General features: G+C 75.0%; 14 protein-coding genes. 10 read left to right on the top strand and 4 right to left on the bottom strand.

What is annotated here, in order from left to right:
• Positions 1 to 454: 454 nt before the first annotated feature.
• The 8 genes from infC (at position 455) to pheT (ending at position 8,547) form a co-directional block, all read left to right on the top strand.
• Positions 455 to 982: a translation initiation factor IF-3 gene (gene infC / locus HUT06_RS19050; RefSeq protein ID WP_302931884.1), complete on the top strand. Its 528-nt coding sequence runs from the start codon at positions 455 to 457 to the stop codon at positions 980 to 982.
• A gap of 180 nt (positions 983 to 1,162) precedes the next feature.
• Positions 1,163 to 1,357 (top strand): 50S ribosomal protein L35, encoded by a 195-nt coding sequence (gene rpmI / locus HUT06_RS19055; RefSeq protein WP_067468638.1) that lies wholly within the window; start codon positions 1,163 to 1,165, stop codon positions 1,355 to 1,357.
• Between the two features lie 70 nt (positions 1,358 to 1,427).
• Complete coding sequence (gene rplT / locus HUT06_RS19060) at positions 1,428 to 1,805, top strand: 50S ribosomal protein L20 (protein WP_089327197.1); 378 nt, start codon at positions 1,428 to 1,430, stop codon at positions 1,803 to 1,805.
• A 34-nt stretch (positions 1,806 to 1,839) separates the two neighbouring features.
• The gene (locus HUT06_RS19065) at positions 1,840 to 2,655 is read left to right on the top strand and encodes an RNA methyltransferase (RefSeq protein WP_176196975.1); all 816 of its coding nucleotides are present in this window, start codon (positions 1,840 to 1,842) and stop codon (positions 2,653 to 2,655) included.
• Positions 2,656 to 2,963: 308 nt separating this feature from the next.
• Positions 2,964 to 3,476 carry an STAS domain-containing protein gene (locus HUT06_RS19070; RefSeq protein ID WP_176196976.1) on the top strand — a complete coding sequence of 171 codons (513 nt, stop codon included), beginning with the start codon at positions 2,964 to 2,966 and terminating at the stop codon, positions 3,474 to 3,476.
• Between the two features lie 251 nt (positions 3,477 to 3,727).
• Entirely contained in the window at positions 3,728 to 4,816 is a 1,089-nt protein-coding gene (locus tag HUT06_RS19075) for an ATP-binding protein (protein WP_176196977.1), read from the top strand.
• 144 nt (positions 4,817 to 4,960) lie between these two features.
• Positions 4,961 to 6,070, top strand: a complete 1,110-nt coding sequence (gene pheS / locus HUT06_RS19080) for a phenylalanine--tRNA ligase subunit alpha (protein ID WP_176196978.1) — start codon at positions 4,961 to 4,963, stop codon at positions 6,068 to 6,070.
• Positions 6,070 to 8,547: a phenylalanine--tRNA ligase subunit beta gene (pheT, locus tag HUT06_RS19085; RefSeq protein WP_176196979.1), complete on the top strand. Its 2,478-nt coding sequence runs from the start codon at positions 6,070 to 6,072 to the stop codon at positions 8,545 to 8,547. The genes pheS and pheT overlap by 1 nt, the downstream gene beginning before the upstream one ends.
• Before the next feature lie 59 nt (positions 8,548 to 8,606).
• On the opposite strand, the gene HUT06_RS19090 is transcribed toward pheT, so the two are convergent.
• The 4 genes from HUT06_RS19090 to HUT06_RS19105 all read right to left on the bottom strand — a co-directional run bounded on the left by HUT06_RS19090 (position 8,607) and on the right by HUT06_RS19105 (position 13,950).
• Positions 8,607 to 9,401: an ABC transporter permease gene (locus HUT06_RS19090; protein ID WP_176196980.1), complete on the bottom strand. Its 795-nt coding sequence runs from the start codon at positions 9,399 to 9,401 to the stop codon at positions 8,607 to 8,609.
• A gap of 13 nt (positions 9,402 to 9,414) precedes the next feature.
• Entirely contained in the window at positions 9,415 to 10,188 is a 774-nt protein-coding gene (locus HUT06_RS19095; RefSeq protein WP_176196981.1) for an ABC transporter permease, read from the bottom strand.
• Complete coding sequence (locus tag HUT06_RS19100) at positions 10,185 to 11,132, bottom strand: ABC transporter ATP-binding protein (RefSeq protein ID WP_176196982.1); 948 nt, start codon at positions 11,130 to 11,132, stop codon at positions 10,185 to 10,187. Before HUT06_RS19100 ends, HUT06_RS19095 begins: the two co-directional genes overlap by 4 nt.
• An 82-nt stretch (positions 11,133 to 11,214) precedes the next feature.
• Complete coding sequence (locus HUT06_RS19105) at positions 11,215 to 13,950, bottom strand: AAA family ATPase (protein WP_176196983.1); 2,736 nt, start codon at positions 13,948 to 13,950, stop codon at positions 11,215 to 11,217.
• 266 nt (positions 13,951 to 14,216) lie between these two features.
• On the opposite strand from HUT06_RS19105, the gene HUT06_RS19110 reads away from it, so the two are divergent.
• Entirely contained in the window at positions 14,217 to 15,839 is a 1,623-nt protein-coding gene (locus HUT06_RS19110; protein ID WP_176196984.1) for an ABC-F family ATP-binding cassette domain-containing protein, read from the top strand.
• 66 nt (positions 15,840 to 15,905) lie between these two features.
• A complete protein-coding gene (locus HUT06_RS19115; RefSeq protein ID WP_176196985.1) occupies positions 15,906 to 16,640 on the top strand; it encodes a hypothetical protein in 735 nt (244 codons plus the stop codon).
• The last annotated feature ends 116 nt before the right edge of the window (positions 16,641 to 16,756 follow it).

Genomic DNA, 16,756 nt, shown 5'->3' on the forward strand with positions numbered 1-16,756 from the left:
TCCGAACCCGCCGGGGCGGCGGAGGCGGAAACGCCGCCGGGAGCGGGCACGGCTTGCTCCGGGCGGCCCCCGGAGGTGGTATTCTTGGTGGTCGACCGGCCCAGTGCGCGCGATCCGAGTGATGGCGCGCGCCGGGCGCTCAAGCGGAGGCCACCTCCCACCTGACCGGCCGAGGCCGCGGACCGTGCTCGCCGCCCACCTGGGCGGCTTCGCCGGAGCCCGCGGTATCCGTCTGGGACACCCCAGACCCCAAGGCCGGTGGGTCCTCGGTCCGGCGAACGGGCACCGCGTGCCCGTCGCGCCGTCGTCCCTGGACGGTTCGTCCTGCCAGGGAGACCGAAGGTGGCCCCGTGCGTGAGTCGTGCGGGGCTTTTCTCGTGGAAGCCTCGGGGTACGACCGGTCCAACGAACTTGAGAACGGCCCCAAGGAGGTCCCATCAGCGCCGAACCGCGTATCAACGACCGCATTCGCGTGCCCGAGGTCCGGCTCGTCGGCCCGAACGGCGAACAGGTGGGCATCGTGCCCATCGCCAAGGCCCTTGAACTCGCGCGTGAGTCGGACCTCGACCTCGTCGAGGTGGCGCCCACCGCGCGTCCGCCCGTCGCGAAGCTCATGGACTACGGCAAGTTCAAGTACGAGTCCGCGATGAAGGCGCGTGAGGCGCGGAAGAACCAGGCGCACACGGTCATCAAGGAGATCAAGCTCCGCCCGAAGATCGACCCGCACGACTACGAGACCAAGAAGGGTCACGTGGTGCGGTTCCTGAAGGCCGGGGACAAGGTGAAGGTCACGATCATGTTCCGTGGTCGTGAGCAGTCCCGCCCCGAGCTCGGGTACCGGCTCCTGCAGCGGCTCGCCGACGACGTCGAGGAACTCGGCTTCGTCGAGTCGCGGCCCAAGCAGGACGGCCGGAATATGATCATGGTGATCGGTCCGCACAAGAAGAAGGCGGCCCGCGGGCAGGAGACCGAGACCGCCTGACGGCCGCCCGGGACCGGCCTCGCGGCGGCCCCGACACCGCGACCTCGCGGCTGAGCGGGGTCGCGGCGCACGTACATTGAAGCCTGACCCGGCGCCCCACGGAGCCCCGTGCGGTGCGCCGATCAGGCGCGCCCCCGTGCGGGAGCACGGGGGCCGGGAAAGAGGGAGACGACGGCGACCATGCCGAAGACGAAGACCCACAGCGGTGCCAAGAAGCGCTTCAAGCTGACCGGCTCCGGCAAGGTGATGCGCCGCCGCGCCAACAAGAACCACCTGCTCGAGCACAAGCCCACCAAGCGGACGCGCCGCCTGTCCGGCCCGGCCGTGGTGGCCGACGCCGACGCCAAGAACATCAAGAAGCTGCTGCGCAAGTAGCACTCGACCAGGAACATCAGCGACCGGCCGAGGCCGAACACGGCCCGGCCCCCCACGAAGGAGTCAGCACGTGGCACGCGTGAAGCGGGGAGTCAACGCCGCCAAGAAGCGTCGGGTCGTCCTGGAGCGGTCGAGCGGCTACCGCGGTCAGCGTTCGCGCCTGTACCGCAAGGCCAAGGAGCAGCAGCTCCACTCGATGACCTACGCGTTCCGGGACCGCAAGGACCGCAAGGGCCAGTTCCGCCGGCTGTGGATCCAGCGGATCAACGCCGCGGCCCGCGCCAACGGCATCACCTACAACCGGTTCATCCAGGGCCTGAAGGCCGCGGAGGTCGAGGTCGACCGCCGCATGCTCGCCGAGCTGGCCGTCAACGACGCCGCGGCGTTCGCCGCGCTCGTCCAGGTCGCCAAGGACGCCCTCCCCACCGAGGGTTCGGAGGCGGCCTGAGCCGGGCGACCGGCATACGGGCGAGTACGGCGACATGGCGGGCCGCGAGCTGACCTCCCTCCGATCACCACGGGTGAAGTCCGCTCGGCGGCTCGCCAAGCGAGCCTTCCGGCGCCGCGAGAACCGGTTCCTCGCCGAGGGGCCGCAGGCGGTCCGGGAGGCGCTGCAGATCCCCGGCGGCCTCGCCGAGCTGTTCACCACCGCCGAGGCGGAGGCCCGCCATCCCGAGCTGGTCGCGGCCGCCGAGCGCGCGGGCGCGCCGGTGCTGCGGGTCAGCGGCGAGGTCATGGCGGAACTGGCGCAGACCGTCACCCCGCAGGGGCTGCTGGCGGTCTGCGAGTTCGTCGACGTCCCGCTCGACAAGGCACTGCGGGCCGGGCCCCGGCTGGTGACCGTCCTCGCGCACGTCCGCGACCCCGGCAACGCGGGCACGGTCCTGCGCACCGCCGACGCGGCCGGGTCGGAGGCGGTCGTGTTCACCGACGCGTCCGTCGACCCCTACAACGGCAAGTGCGTGCGGGCCTCGGCGGGCAGCCTGTTCCACCTGCCGGTCGTCACCGGCCCGCGGTTCGACACGCTGATCCCCGAGCTGAAGGGCGCGGGGCTCACCGTCCTCGCCGCCGACGGCGCGGGCGAGCGCACCCTCGACGACGCGATCGACGCGGGGCTGCTCGCGCGCCCCACGGCATGGGTGTTCGGGAACGAGGCCTGGGGCCTGCCCGACGAGATACTCCGGCACGTGGACGAGGTCGTGCGCGTGCCCATCTACGGCCGCGCCGAGAGCCTGAACCTGGCGACGGCCGCAGCCGTATGCCTCTACGCCTCGGCGCGCGCCCAGCGCGACATGTGACCCCGCCGCGCCGTCCCGGCCCGTACGAGCGGGAGGTCGCGGCGGTTCACTGCATTCTGTGATCGGATGGCCGCAAGCGGTCGCGTTCGGCGCCGCTCCCCGGCCGGTGAGCTGGGAGGATGGACCGCGCACGCGCGGCGGGCGGGGGGCCCGCCGCGGCCGTGCGGCTCGTCCGCAGGTAGGAGGCGGGGTGGGGACCGGCGGGGGATTACGCCGTCCCGGCCCCGTGCCTACCGTGTTGATCAGTGCGTTGACCAGGGCGTTGACCAGGGGCGGCGAGGACGCCGTGCAGAGTGGGGGCGAACGTGATGACCGAGGAGACCAGGCCCGCCGGGCGGGCGGGCCGGCGCGCGCCGGAGGTGCGGTGCCGGGCCGGCGCGGTCGCGGGCCGCGCCCCGGGCGGGACGCCCGCCCGCGCGGCCGGCTCCGTCGCCGGCTCCGCGGACGCCGGGCTGCGGATCGAGGTCGCCCGGGTCCGCGGCGACACGGCCGTCGTGACGGTGGCCGGGGAGATCGACCTGCGCACCGCGGGGGCGCTGCGCGACGGGCTCGTCGAGCTGCACGGCCGGCTGCGCGGCACGGGCCCGCGCCGGCTGGTGGCCGACTTCAGCGCCGTCCCGTTCTGCGACGCGGCCGGGCTCGGCGCGCTGGTCGCCGCGCACAACCAGATCGCGGCGGACGGCGGCGAGATCGCGCTGACCGGGGTCCGGCCCGCCCAGCTGCGGCTGCTGCGCATCACCGGGCTGCACCGGCTGTTCGCGATCAGTGCCGGGGGCGACGTCGCGTGCGCCGGCTACGGCCCGTCGGCGGGGTCGCGCTGAGATCCGGCCGGGTTTCGGTCAGGGGCCCGGGTCAGGAACCCGCCCCGCCCGTTGCGCGCGGGGCGCCGATCGGGGCTGGTGAGGCCGCCCTCCGGCAGGGCGGCACCCCGCCCGGAGGGCTACAGATGCCTTGCCGCGAGGCGGTTTCCGGGTCCCGCAAGATGGCCGACTCCGGCTAGAGTCTCTTTTCGACAGGCCGCGTTCTCAACGGTGTTCTGGAGGCCGCTGTGGGCGGAGAGGAGTCCCCTCTCGTGGCCGCGCGCGTGCCCGGGCGAGGGGACGCGGCGGGCACCGAGTGGGACGCCGCGGACGACCTGCCCGACGGGCTGCTGGTCGCCGGCCGGGACGCCCGCGTGCTGGTGTTCAACGCCGCCGCCGCGCGGATCACCGGGGTCCGCGCCGCGTCGGCCGTCGGCCGCGACTTCCGCGACGTCCTGCCGCTGCACGACGCCGAGGGGCGCGACTGGTGGAAGTGCCTGGCCCCCTACGACGGCCTGCGCACCCGCACCCGCCACCCCGAGCGCGTGCTGTTCCTGCCCGGCGGCACCGAGGTCCTGGTGACGGCCGCCTACCGGCGCGACGGGCGGGGCCGGGTGGAGCGGTTCACCGTCTCGCTGCGCGACGCCGTGCACCGCGCCCGCCAGGAGCGCGACCGCGCCGACCTCGTCTCCACCGTGGCGCACGAGCTGCGCTCCCCGCTGACCAGCGTGAAGGGCTTCACCGCGACGCTGCTGGCCAAGTGGCACCGGTTCAACGACGACCAGAAGCGCGTCATGCTGGAGACCGTCAACGCCGACGCCGACCGCGTCACCCGGCTGATCACCGAGCTGCTGGACGTGTCCCGCATCGAGGCGGGCCGGCTGGAGATGCGCCGCCAGGTCGTCGACCTGCCCGAGGAGGTCCGCAAGGTCATCGCGGGCCGGGTCGCGGCCGGCGACTCCGAGGACCGGTTCCGGTTCGAGGCGCGCGGCGGGCTGCCCGAGATGTGGCTCGATCCCGACAAGATGGATCAAATCCTCGGCAATCTCGTGGAAAACGCGGTGCGGCACGGAGCGGGTACCGTCACAATCGTGGTGGAGCCGGACGCGCATGGGGAGGGAGCCGCCGTGTCGGTACGCGACGAGGGCGAGGGCATCCCGCCCGAGGCCGCCCAGCGCGTCTTCCGGCAGTTCTGGCGCGGCCCCGGCGGCAACCGCCGCGGCGGCACCGGCCTCGGGCTCTACATCGTCAAGGGCCTGGTCGAGGCGCACGGCGGCGTGATCACCGTGCGGCGGGCGCCCGGCGGCGGCGCCGAGTTCCGATTTACCGTGCCCGCAGGGGCCCCCGACTACGCCGGCTGAGCGGCGCGCCGCCACGGCACGCCGCCACCGCGCGGCACCGGGCCCCCGGCCGGGCCAGCGCGTCACGCGCACGCTTTCCGGATCCCCACCGCCCGCGCACTAGACTGCGGGCGTCCCACGCCGACCGGAGTCGATCACACCACCATGTCTGCACCCAACAAGTCCTATGACCCCGTCGAGGTGTCCGCGCTGCAGCCCGAGGAGCTGGAGCGGGCCCGCACGGAGGCGCTCGCGGCCATCGCCGCGGCCGCCGACCTCGACGCGCTGAAGCAGGTCCGCCTGGCGCACGCCGGCGACCGTTCCCCGCTGGCCCTCGCCAACCGCGAGATCGGCGCGCTGCCGCCCGCCGCCCGCGCCGACGCCGGCAAGCGCATCGGCGCCGCCCGCGGCGCGGTGTCCAAGGCGCTGAAGGAGCGCCAGGCGGAGCTGGAGGAGGAGCGCGACCAGCGCGTCCTCGTCGAGGAGACCGTCGATGTCACCCTCCCGTGGGACCGGGCCCCGCGCGGCGCCCGCCACCCGCTGACCACCATGCAGGAGCGGATGGCCGACGTCTTCGTCTCCATGGGCTTCGAGGTCTCCGAAGGCCCCGAGGTCGAGGCGGAGTGGTACAACTTCGACGCGCTCAACTTCCTGCCCGACCACCCGGCCCGCACCATGCAGGACACGTTCTTCGTGGAGTCGGAGGGGTCCGGCCTGGTGATGCGCACGCACACCTCGCCGATGCAGATCCGGTCGCTGCTGTCCCGGGAGCTGCCGGTGTACGTGGTCGCGCCCGGCCGCACGTTCCGCACCGACGAGCTGGACGCCACCCACAGCCCCGTCTTCCACCAGCTGGAGGGGCTCGCGGTCGACGAGGGCCTGACGATGGCCGACCTGCGCGGCGGCATCGACGCGTTCGTCACCGGGATGTTCGGCGCGGGGCTGAAGACCCGGTTCCGGCCGTCGTACTTCCCGTTCACCGAGCCGTCCGCCGAGGTGGACATGCAGTGCTTCGTGTGCCGCGGCGCGTCCGCGGAGCCGGGCGGCGACCCGTGCCGGACGTGCGGCTCGGAGGGCTGGATCGAGCTGGGCGGCTGCGGCATGGTCAACCCGCGGGTGCTGGTGGCGTGCGGCGTCGACCCGGACCGCTACAGCGGCTGGGCGTTCGGGCTGGGCGTCGAGCGGACGCTGATGTTCCGGCACGGCGTGGAGGACATGTACGACATGGTGGAGGGTGACGTCCGGTTCACCCTCCCGTTCGGGACGGAGATCTGATGCGGGCCCCGCTTTCCTGGCTGCGCGAGTACGCCGAGCTGCCCGCCGGCGTCACGGGCCGCGCCCTCGCCGCCGAGCTGATCGCGGCGGGCCTGGAGGTCGAGACCGTCGAGCAGGCGGGCGCGGACATCACCGGCCCGCTCGTCGTCGGCGAGGTGCTGGCGATCGAGGAGCTGACCGGCTTCAAGAAGCCGATCCGCTACTGCCAGGTGGACGTCGGCGACGCCAACGGCACCGGTGAGCCGCAGAACATCGTGTGCGGCGCGACCAACTTCGCGGTCGGCGACCGCGTCGTGGTGATCCTGCCCGGCGGGGTGCTGCCCGGCGGGTTCGAGATCGGCGCCCGCAAGACCTACGGGCACCTGTCCGAGGGCATGATCTGCTCGGTCACCGAGCTCGGCATCGGCGACGACCACAGCGGCATCCTCGTCCTGCCGCCGGGCACGCCGGTCGGCGCGGACGCGGTCGAGCTGCTCGGGCTGCGCGACGACGTCCTCGACATCGCCGTCACGCCCGACCGCGGCTACGCCCTGTCGATCCGCGGCATCGCCCGCGAGGCGGCCACCGCCTACGGCGTTCCGTTCAAGGACCCGGCCGACGTGGAACTCCCCCCCAAGAACGGGGAAGCGTACCCGGCGAGCATCGGGGACGCGTCCGCGTGCGACCGGTTCGTGCTGCGGGAGGTGCGCGGGTTCGACCCGGACGCCGAGACCCCGATGTGGATGCAGGTCCGCCTGCACCGCGCCGGGATGCGGCCGGTGTCGCTCGCGGTCGACATCACCAACTACCTGATGCTGGAGCTGGGCCAGCCGCTGCACGCCTTCGACCGGAGCAAGCTCACCGGCCCGATCGTGGTGCGGCGCGCCGCCCCCGGCGAGAAGCTGGAGACGCTCGACCACGTCAAGCGCACCCTCGACCCCGACGACATCCTGATCACCGACGAGTCGGGGCCGATCTCGATGGCCGGCACGATGGGCGGGCTCGCCACCGAGATCGACGACCGGTCGTCCGACATGGTCATCGAGGCCGCGCACTTCGACGCGATGGGCACCGCCCGGATGAGCCGCCGGCACCGGCTGCACAGCGAGGCGTCGCACCGGTTCGAGCGCGGCGTCGACCGCGAGCTGCCGCTGTACGCCTCCTACCGGGCGGTCCGGCTGCTCGCCGAGCTCGGCGGCGCGGAGGTCGTGCCGGGGGTGACGCACGCGCAGGCCCCGGTCGAGCGGGTCGAGATCACGATGCCGGCCGGGCACCCCGACAAGGTCGCGGGCGTCTCCTACGGGCGGGACGCGGTCGTGCGCAGGCTGGAACAGGTCGGCTGCGCGGTGGCCGGCGAGGACGTCCTGGCGGTGGCGCCGCCGTCGTGGCGCCCCGACCTGACCGACCCCAACGACCTCGCCGAGGAGGTCATCCGCCTCGAAGGCTACGAGGACATCCCGGCGCGGGCGCCGCGCCCGGCGGCCGGCCAGGGCCTGACCCCGCACCAGCGGGTGCGCCGCCGCGTCGGCCGCGCCCTCGCCGGCGCGGGCTACGTGGAGGCGCTGGCCTTCCCGTTCATCGCCGACAAGGACCTGGACGGCCTCCAGCTCCCCGCCGACGACGCGCGGCGGCGCACGCTGCGGCTCGCCAACCCGATGTCGGAGCAGGAGCCGCTGCTGCGCACCACGCTGCTGCCGGGCCTGCTGAAGGCGCTGGCGCTCAACGTGGGGCGCGGCTTCGGCGACACCGCCCTGTTCGAGCTGGGCGTGGTGTTCCGGCCGCGCCCGGACGCCCCGGACCGCGCGCCCCGCCTCGCGGTCGACCGCGGCCCGACGGCCGCGGAGATCGCCGAGCTGGAGGCGGCGCTGCCCGACCAGCCGCACCGGGTGGCGGTCGTGCTGTCCGGCGACCGGGAGCCGGCCGGCTGGTGGGGCGAGGGGCGCCCGGCGCTGTGGGCGGACGCGATCGAGGCCGCCCGCACGGTGGCCCGCGAGGTCGGGACGGAGCTGACGGTCAAGGCCGACCGGCACGAGCCCTGGCACCCGGGCCGCTGCGCCGCGCTGTACGCGGGCGACACCCTCGTCGGGCACGCGGGCGAGCTGCACCCGCGCGTCACCAAGGCGTACGGGCTGCCGGCGCGGTCGTGCGCGATGGAGCTGGAGCTGCGCCGCCTGGGCGAGCCGGTCACGGTCCGCGCGCCGCACGTGTCGTCCTACCCGGTCGCCACGCAGGACGTCGCGCTGGTCGTCGACGCCGCGGTGCCCGCCGCCGAGGTCGAGTCGGCGCTGCGCGACGGCGCCGGCGACCTGCTGGAGGCGATCCGGCTGTTCGACGTCTACACCGGCGAGCAGGCGGGGGAGGGCCGCAAGTCGCTGGCGTACTCGCTGCGGTTCCGCGCCCCGGACCGCACGCTGACCGCCGAGGAGGCGTCGCAGGCCCGCGACGCCGCGGTGGCGGCGGCGTCCGACCGCACCGGAGCCGTGCTGCGCGGCGCCTGACACGTCCGGCCGTGCCCCCGGGGCCCGCCCACCGCGGGGTCCGGGGGCACGGCCGCGTCTCAGCCCGCGTAGTCGAGGCTTCCGTCGCGGCGGCCGACGGACACGAGCCGGTCCATCGACAGCGCCGCCACCGCGTACCAGCAGCCCCCGACGAGCGCCTCGGTCCCGAGCAGCCGCAGGACGCGGCCGGCGGGCGCGCCGTCGAGGATGCCGCGCACCGCCTCCAGCCCGTGCACGACCGGCAGCGCGTGCGCCGCGAACTCCAGCGGCGCCGGCCAGACCTCGACCGGGACGTTCACGCCGCCGAACGTCATCACGATCCCGTAGGCGACGTTCAGCACCAGCCATTCGACGCCGCGCAGCCGCAGCGCGATGCCCGCCAGCGCGCACCCGTACCCGTAGCTGCACGCGAGGATGAGCAGCACGACCGGCAGGGCGTACGCGGCCCGCGGCCAGGGCAGCGGGACGCCGAGCAGCGGCGGCAGCACCAGCCAGGCGACCGACGAGCTGGCCAGCCCGGTCACCGTCCACTGCAGCCCGCGCCCCAGGTACACCGGCAGGTGCCCGGACGGCGCGATGGCCAGCAGCGGCAGCGTCCCCATGCGCCGCTCCCCGGCGAGCGAGATCACCACGATCGTGGACTCCATGCAGGCCAGCACCACGATGTTGCCGACGAGCACGTACCGCATGGTGTCCTCGTCGCCGACGTAGCGGCCCAGCAGCGCGTAGAACGTGGCCTGGCACAGCAGCCGCACCAGCCACCCGAACGTCCAGGTCCGCCACGTGTAGACGGCGCCCATCTCGGCGAACCCCAGGATGAGCGACTCCCGGGCGATGCGGAGCACGTGCCTCATGCGAACTCCACCCTCATGCGAACTCCACCATGCCCTCCCGGCGCGACCGGTCCACGTAGCGGCCCGTCAGCCACAGCCCCGCCGCCATCGCCGCCGCGCCCAGCGCGAGGACCGCCGCGACCGGCCCCGCCCAGGCGCCCGCGTCGCCGCGGACGGCGTCCCGCAGCAGTTCCGCGCTCCACGACAGGAACACGACGCGGCTGAACGGGTGCAGCCAGCCGGGCAGCGCCGCGACCGGGACGAGGATCCCGCCGAGGATGTAGAACGGGTAGCCGAGCGAGTTCTGCAGGACGTCCCGCGCCCGCGACACCACGAGCACCGCCGACAGCAGCGTGGCGGTCCCGACCGTCGCCAGGCAGGTGACGGCCACGGCGAGCGCGAACAGGGCGGGGTCGGCGATCGCCACGACCCGGCCGAAGCCGAGCGCCGCCACCAGCCACGACTCCGCGAACGCCGCGGCGCCCACCAGCACGACCATGGCGACGCGCCCGGCGACGACCGGGCCGAGCGAGACCGGGGCGGCGACCATCGGGGTGAAGCGCCCGGCCCAGCGGTCCTCGGGGACGATGCGTCCCGCGTAGTCGAGCGCGGCGACCCAGAGCCCGATCAGTCCCGGTGCCAGGACGGCGTTCGCGACGGCGTCCGGGCGGTGCGACGTCACGGTCAGCGCCAGCATCGTCGTGGTCTGCATGGGCGCGATGAGCAGGATCAGCGTGTGCTCCGGGTTGCGCCGCGACAGCGCGACCTGGAGCAGCACCGCCTGCCACATCACGCGGAGCGCGCTCATACCCGCATCCCCCGGTCGCCGACCGCGCGCAGGTAGACCTCTTCGAGGGTGGGCTCGCCGCGCCGGGCGGTGAGCACGTCGCGGTCCAGCAGCCAGGCGAGGACGCGGCGGGTGCCGTCCCGGTCGGCGGTGTGGACGCGCCAGACGGCCCCGTCCCGCCGCTCGACGTCGAGGACGTCCGGCAGCCGCGCCAGGTCCTCGGTGACGGACGGCCCGGAGTGGGTGAAGTCGACGCACTCGCGCTCGCCGAGGTACCGCCCCGCCCGCGCGGTGTCCCCGCTCAGCAGGACGCGGCCGCGGTCGATGAGCGTGACCCGGTCGCACAGCGCCGCGGCCTCGTCCATGTCGTGCGTGGCCAGCAGGAACGTGCGGCCCTCGGCGCGCAGGTCGAGGACGAGCCGGCGGAACGCCCCGGCGGCGACGGGGTCGAGCCCGGACGTCGGCTCGTCCAGGAACAGCACGCGCGGCTCGTGGAGCAGGCCCCGCGCCAGGTGCAGCCGCTGCCGCATCCCGCGCGAGAACCGCTCGACGCGGTCGTCCGCGCGCTCGGCGAGGCCGACCCGCTCCAGCAGGGCGTCGGCGCGGGCGCGCGTGGTGCGGGCGTCGAGCCTGTAGAGGGCGCCCCAGAACAGCAGGTTCCGCCGGGCGGACAGCCGGTCGTAGAGGCCCCGGTCGCCGCCGAGGACGAGCCCGACCAGCGACCGGACGGCGCGCGTGTCGGCGACGACGTCGCGGCCGAGGACCCGCGCCGATCCGCCCGAGGGCAGCAGCACGGTGGAGAGGATCTTGACGAGGGTGGTCTTGCCCGCCCCGTTCGGCCCGAGCAGCCCGTGGATCTCGTTCTGCTCGATGGCCAGGGTCAGGTCGTCGAGGGCGACGACGGGGTCCTGCCGGCCGCGCTTGTAGACGCGGCGCAGCCCGGATGTGCGCACGGCGGCTTCCATGCCTTCGACCGTCGCCGTAAGGAGGGGGCCCGGGCCATAAGGAGCCGGCTTATCTTCCCGGCGGGGCTTCTCCGCGGATCCGCTAGGCGAGGCCGCGGTCGCGGGCGGCGGCGGCCGCCTCGCCGCGCGAGGAGACGCCGAGCTTGGCGAGGATGTGCGAGACGTGGACGCTCGCGGTCTTGGGGGAGATGACCAGCTCCTCGGCGATCTCCCGGTTCGTCCGGCCCCGTGCCAGCAGCCGGACGACCTCCGCCTCGCGCGCGGTGAGCGGCCCGCCGGACGGCCCGGCGAGGCCCGCGCGGCGGGCGCGTTCGCCGACGCGGCGGGCCAGCGGCGCGGCGCCGAGCCGGGCGGCGATCGCGGCGGCGCGGTCGAGCCGGGCGGCGGCGCTCGCGCGGTCCCCGGCGGCCAGGTCGGCGCAGGCGGCGTCGAACAGCGCCCGCGCCAGGAGGTGGGGCTGGTCCAGCCGCTCCCACACGCCGACCGCGGTGTCCCAGGCCGGCGGGCCGCCGGTCAGCGCGGTGACGGCCGCCCGGTGCGCCGCCGCCACCGGTGTTTCGGCGGGCAGCCGCGCGGCCAGCTCCGCGATCTCGGGGAGGCGCGGGCCGCCGGCGTGCGCGGCCGCCTCCAGCAGCGGCCACAGGTGGCAGGGCTGGACGGTGAGGCGGGGGTGCCGCAGGACGGCGTCCACGGTCGCGCGGGCCGCCGGCCGGTCCTCCTCGGCCAGCCGCCACTCGATGACCATCTGGGCGAGCGGCAGCGTGGTCTGCGGGAACCCGGCGTCGAGCGGGGCGGTGAGCGCGTCGGGATCGGGGCGCGGGCCCTCGCCCCGCGCGGCCAGCAGGGCGGTCCGCCAGATCATCAGCTGCCGGCGGAAGGCCGGCGCGTGGTGGCGGTCGAGCCGCAGCTGCAGCGTCGCGGCGGCCTCGTCCCAGCGGCCGAGCCGGTAGAGCGCCTCGATCCGGTTGACGGCGAGCGCGTCGCCCGCGCTGTGGACGAGCCCCGCGCCCGCGGCGACGGCGAGCCCCTCGTCGGCGAGCGCGAGGGCCTCGCCGGCGCGGCCCCGGCTCAGCAGGCAGTGGACGAGCGTGTTCAGTGTCCGGATGAGCGCCCACGCGTCGAGGCCGCGGTGCCTGATCCGTTCGAGAGGGGCCAGGTCGCCCGCGCCGTCGCGTGCCACGGCGGAGGCCACCACGGACTCCAGCGAGGGGATCGCGAAGCGCAGGCCCAGTGCGCGCGCCAGCTCCAGCGCCTCCCGCCCGAGCCGTTCCCCCTCGCCGTGCTCCCCGTAGACGAGCAGGCGGGAGCTCAGCCGCGACAGGACCAGGACGCGGTCCGGCGTCGGAGCGTCGGCGCGCCGCTCCGCCGCGCGCAGGTCGTCCAGTTCGTCCTCCCGGCCCTGGAACCCCCGCATGGTCGCCCTGAGCGCCAGCAGCCGCGCGGCGAGGCCGGGGTCGCCGTCGCCCGCCTCGGCCATGGCCCGCCGGACGAGCGGCAGGCCGCGCCCGGGGTCGCCGGCCGTCCCGGCGGCCTTCGCGGCCGCCTCCAGCACCTGGCGCCGGGAGCGGCCGGTCAGGGACGCGGCCTCCGGCACCAGGTCCCACAGCTCCAGGACGCGTTCCAGCAGGGTGAGCTGCTCGGCGTAGGCGGTGGCCGCCGCCCGCTCGGCGGCGGCCCGCCACGCGGCGGCGAGGGCCCGCGCGTGGTCGCCGCAGCCCTGCCAGTGGACGGCCAGGGCGCTCGCCGGCGCGTCGCTGAGCTCCGGGGAGGCCTCGATGGTCTCGGCGAACCTGCGGTGGAGCCCGGCGCGCTCGCCGGGGAGCAGGTCCTCGTGGACGGCGTCGCGGATGAGGGCGTGGCGGAACGCGTACCCGTCCCCGTCCGCGACCACCAGACCGCGGTCGGCGGCGGGCCGCAGCGCCGCGCTGAGCCGCGCGTCGGGCAGGTCCGTCACCGCGGCCAGCAGCGCGTGCCCGGCGCGTTCCCCCGCCGCGCTCGCCGCCCGCAGCACCGCGCGGGTCGCCTCCGGCAGCCGGTGGACGCGCCCGAGCAGCAGATCGCGCAGCGAACCCGGGACCGCCTCGCCCGGGCTGGCGACGAGCGCCTCCACGAAGAGCGGGTTGCCGCCGGCGCGGGCGTGCGCGTCCCGCGCCGCGGCCGGGTCGGCGGCGCCGAGGATGCCGCGCACCTGCTCGGCGACCTCGGCCGGGGTGAGCGGCGGCAGGTCGACGCGCGCGACATGGGGGAGCCGGGCCAGTTCGGCGAACAGCGGCCGGGTGCCGGGCTCCTCGGGACGGAACGTGACGACCGGCAGCACCCGGCCGTGCGGCGGGTTGCGCAGCAGGAAGGACAGCAGGTCGCGGGTGGAGCCGTCGGCCCAGTGCGCGTCCTCGACCACCAGGACGAGCGGCTCGTGCTCGGCGAGCCGCTCCAGCAGGGTCAGCAGGTGCTCGAACAGCCGCAGCTGGCCGGTGCCGTCGTCCGGCGGCGGCGGCGCGGCGGTCAGGCCGGGCATCAGCCGGGCCAGTTCCGGCAGCGCCGCGCCCGGCAGCAGGTCGGCGACCGCCGCGCGGCCGACCCGCCGCAGGACGGCGCTGAACGGGGCGTACGGGAGGCTCGCCGCGCCGAGGTCGAGGCAGCCGCCGGTGAGCGCGCGCAGCCCGCGGGTGAACTCCGCGACCAGGCGGGTCTTGCCGGCGCCCGCTTCGCCGCCGATGAGCAGGGCGGCGGGCTCGCCCGCGCACGCCCGCGCGTGCGCCCCGCGTAACGCGGCCAGTTCTGCGGTGCGCCCGGCGAACACGGCGCTGACGGTTCCCATCCGCCCTAGCATGCCGGGTCTTATCGCTACTTGTGTTGCGTTAAGGCATCGGGTATTCTCGACGCCGTCACATCGCCGCCCGGCAGGGGAGTCCATTGAGGATCTGAGGTCCGACACCGCGCGTACGGCCGTCGCCGGCCCGCGCACGTGACCTCAGAGCGGACCCTCGTCCCGCCGGGCTTTCTCATGCCCGCCGGCGCGTCGCGCGACCCGCGGTGTCTCCATGCAGCCCGAAACCGCTTCGACACCCATGGAGACCGCCCTACATGTCTTTCGCCATCGTCTGCTCGGACCTGTCCTTCGCCTGGGCGGACGGCACCGTCGTCCTGGACGGCCTGGACGCCGCGTTCGGCACCGGCCGGACCGGGCTGATCGGCGTCAACGGCTCCGGCAAGTCCACCCTGCTGCGGATCATCGCCGGTGAGCTGCGGCCCGCGGCGGGCACCGTCGCCGTCGACGGGGAGATCGGCTACCTGCCGCAGGACCTCGTCCTGGACGGCGCGGCCACCGTCGCGGACCTGCTCGGCATCGGCGCCGCCCGCGCCGCGCTGCACGCGATCGAGCGCGGCGAGGCCACCGAGGAGAACTTCGCCGCCGTCGGCGACGACTGGGACGTCGAGGAGCGCGCCCGCGCCGAGCTCGACAGGCTCGGGCTCGGCCGCCTCGACCTGGACCGCACCGTCCCGACCCTCTCCGGCGGCGAGGCCGTGATGGTCGGGCTCGCGGCGCAGTTCCTCGCCCGGCCCGACGTGCTGCTCCTCGACGAGCCCACCAACAACCTCGACCTGGACGCCCGGCACCGCCTCTACGACGCGGTCGCGTCCTGGACGGGCGTGCTCCTGCTCGTCAGCCACGACCGGGAGCTGCTCGACCGCGTCGACGAGATCGCCGACCTGCGGGACGGCGCGATCCGGACGTTCGGCGGCGACCTGACCGGCTACGAGGAGCTGCTCGCCGTCGAGAAGGAGGCCGCCGAGCGCACCGTCCGTACCGCCGAGACCGACCTGCGGCGGCAGAAGCGCGAACTGGAGGAGGCCCAGGTCAAGCTCGCCAGGCGCAAGCGCTACGGCAACAAGATGTTCGAGAGCAAGCGCGAACCGAAGATCATCATGCAGGAGCGCAAGCGGCAGGCGCAGGTCGCGGCCGGCAAGCACCGCCTCCTGCACGAGGAGCGGCTGGCCGGCGCGCGCACCCGGCTCACCGAGGCGGAGGAGGCCGTCCGCGCGGACGCCGAGATCCGCGTCGAGCTGCCCGCGACGCGCGTCCCGGCGGGCCGCACGGTCGTCACCGCGACCGGCCTGGCCGTGCCCGAGCCGGAGGCCGGGACGCTCACCGAGCTGATCGTCCGGGGCCCGGAGCGGATCGCGCTGACCGGCCCGAACGGCTCCGGCAAGACGACGTTCCTGCGGATGCTCACCGGCGAGCGCGTCCCCGCCGGGACGCAGGTCGCGATCGGCGTCGACGGCGTCCGCTACCTGCCGCAGCGGCTCGACGTCCTGGACGAGGACCTGAGCGTCATCGACAACGTCCGCGCCCAGGCGCCCTCGGCGCGGGTGACCGACATCAGGGCAGGGCTCGCCCGCTTCCTGTTCCGCGGCGCGCGCGCAGAGCAGCGCGCGGGAACCCTGTCGGGCGGGGAGCGGTTCCGGGCCGTGCTGGCGTCGCTGCTGCTCGCCGAGCCCGCCCCGCAGCTCCTGCTGCTGGACGAGCCGACGAACAACCTCGACATGGCGAGCGCGGCGCAGCTCTCCCAGGCCCTCTCCGCCTACGAGGGGGCGCTGATCGTGGTCAGCCACGACGTGCCGTTCCTGCGCACCCTCGGCCTCACCCGCCGGCTGCGCATGGACCCCGCGTCCGGCCTCACCGAGACGGACCCGGAGGAGTGGTGAAAATGGAGTGATCTTGCCTCATCGCCGCTGCTACGGTCGTGTCGCGAACGAGGGGAAGTGAACGGGATGCCGACGAAGCTCAACCAGATCATCGCGGTCGAGAAGGGCGTGAAGAGCAAGTCCGCCCAGGACCTGGCGGCGGCGCACCAGTCGACGCAGAAGGCCCCGCTGCTGTCGGGCATCTCGCGGACCTACCAGCCGAAGGACGAGGACGGCGAGCAGCTGCCCGCCGAGTCCACCCGCGTCCAGGTCACGGTGGAGGGCGTGCTGCGCGACGTGACGCGCTCGCTCACGCGGCTGCTCGACGTCACCGCCACCAAGGACTGGGCGAACTGCGTCGCCCGCGCCGACGTGGCCGTGGACGGCACCACCCTGCTGCGCGACGTGCCGGTCACGTACCTGCTGTTCCTGGAGAAGCAGCTGACCGACCTGCACGCCTTCCTGCGCAAGCTGCCGATCCTGGACGCGGCCGAGACGTGGACCTTCGACCCGTCCACCGACGTGTGGCGGACCGAGCCCGTCCGCACGGTGAAGACCAAGAAGGTGCCGCGCAACCACGTCAAGGCGGAGGCGACCGACAAGCACCCGGCGCAGGTCGAGGTCTACTACGAGGACATCGCCGTCGGCCACTGGACGACGCTGAAGTTCTCCGGCGCGCTGCCCGCCCGGCGGGTCAACGAGCTGCTCGACCGCGTGGAGCGGGTGCGGGACGCGGTGAAGTTCGCCCGGGAGGAGGCCAACGGCGCCGAGGTGACCGACCAGCGCGTCGGTGACGCGGTGTTCGGCTACATCTTCGGCTGACCCGGCCGCGGCCGCCGCGCCGCGGCCGGCGGCCCGTGACAACTCAACAGACTCCCCCCGCCGCGCGGGGGGTGCGCGAGAGCGCAAGCTGAAGCTGAAGCCGAAGCTGACCAGGG

Origin of the sequence: Actinomadura sp. NAK00032 (genome assembly GCF_013364275.1) — a bacterium.
Classification (GTDB): Bacteria; Actinomycetota; Actinomycetes; order Streptosporangiales; family Streptosporangiaceae; genus Spirillospora.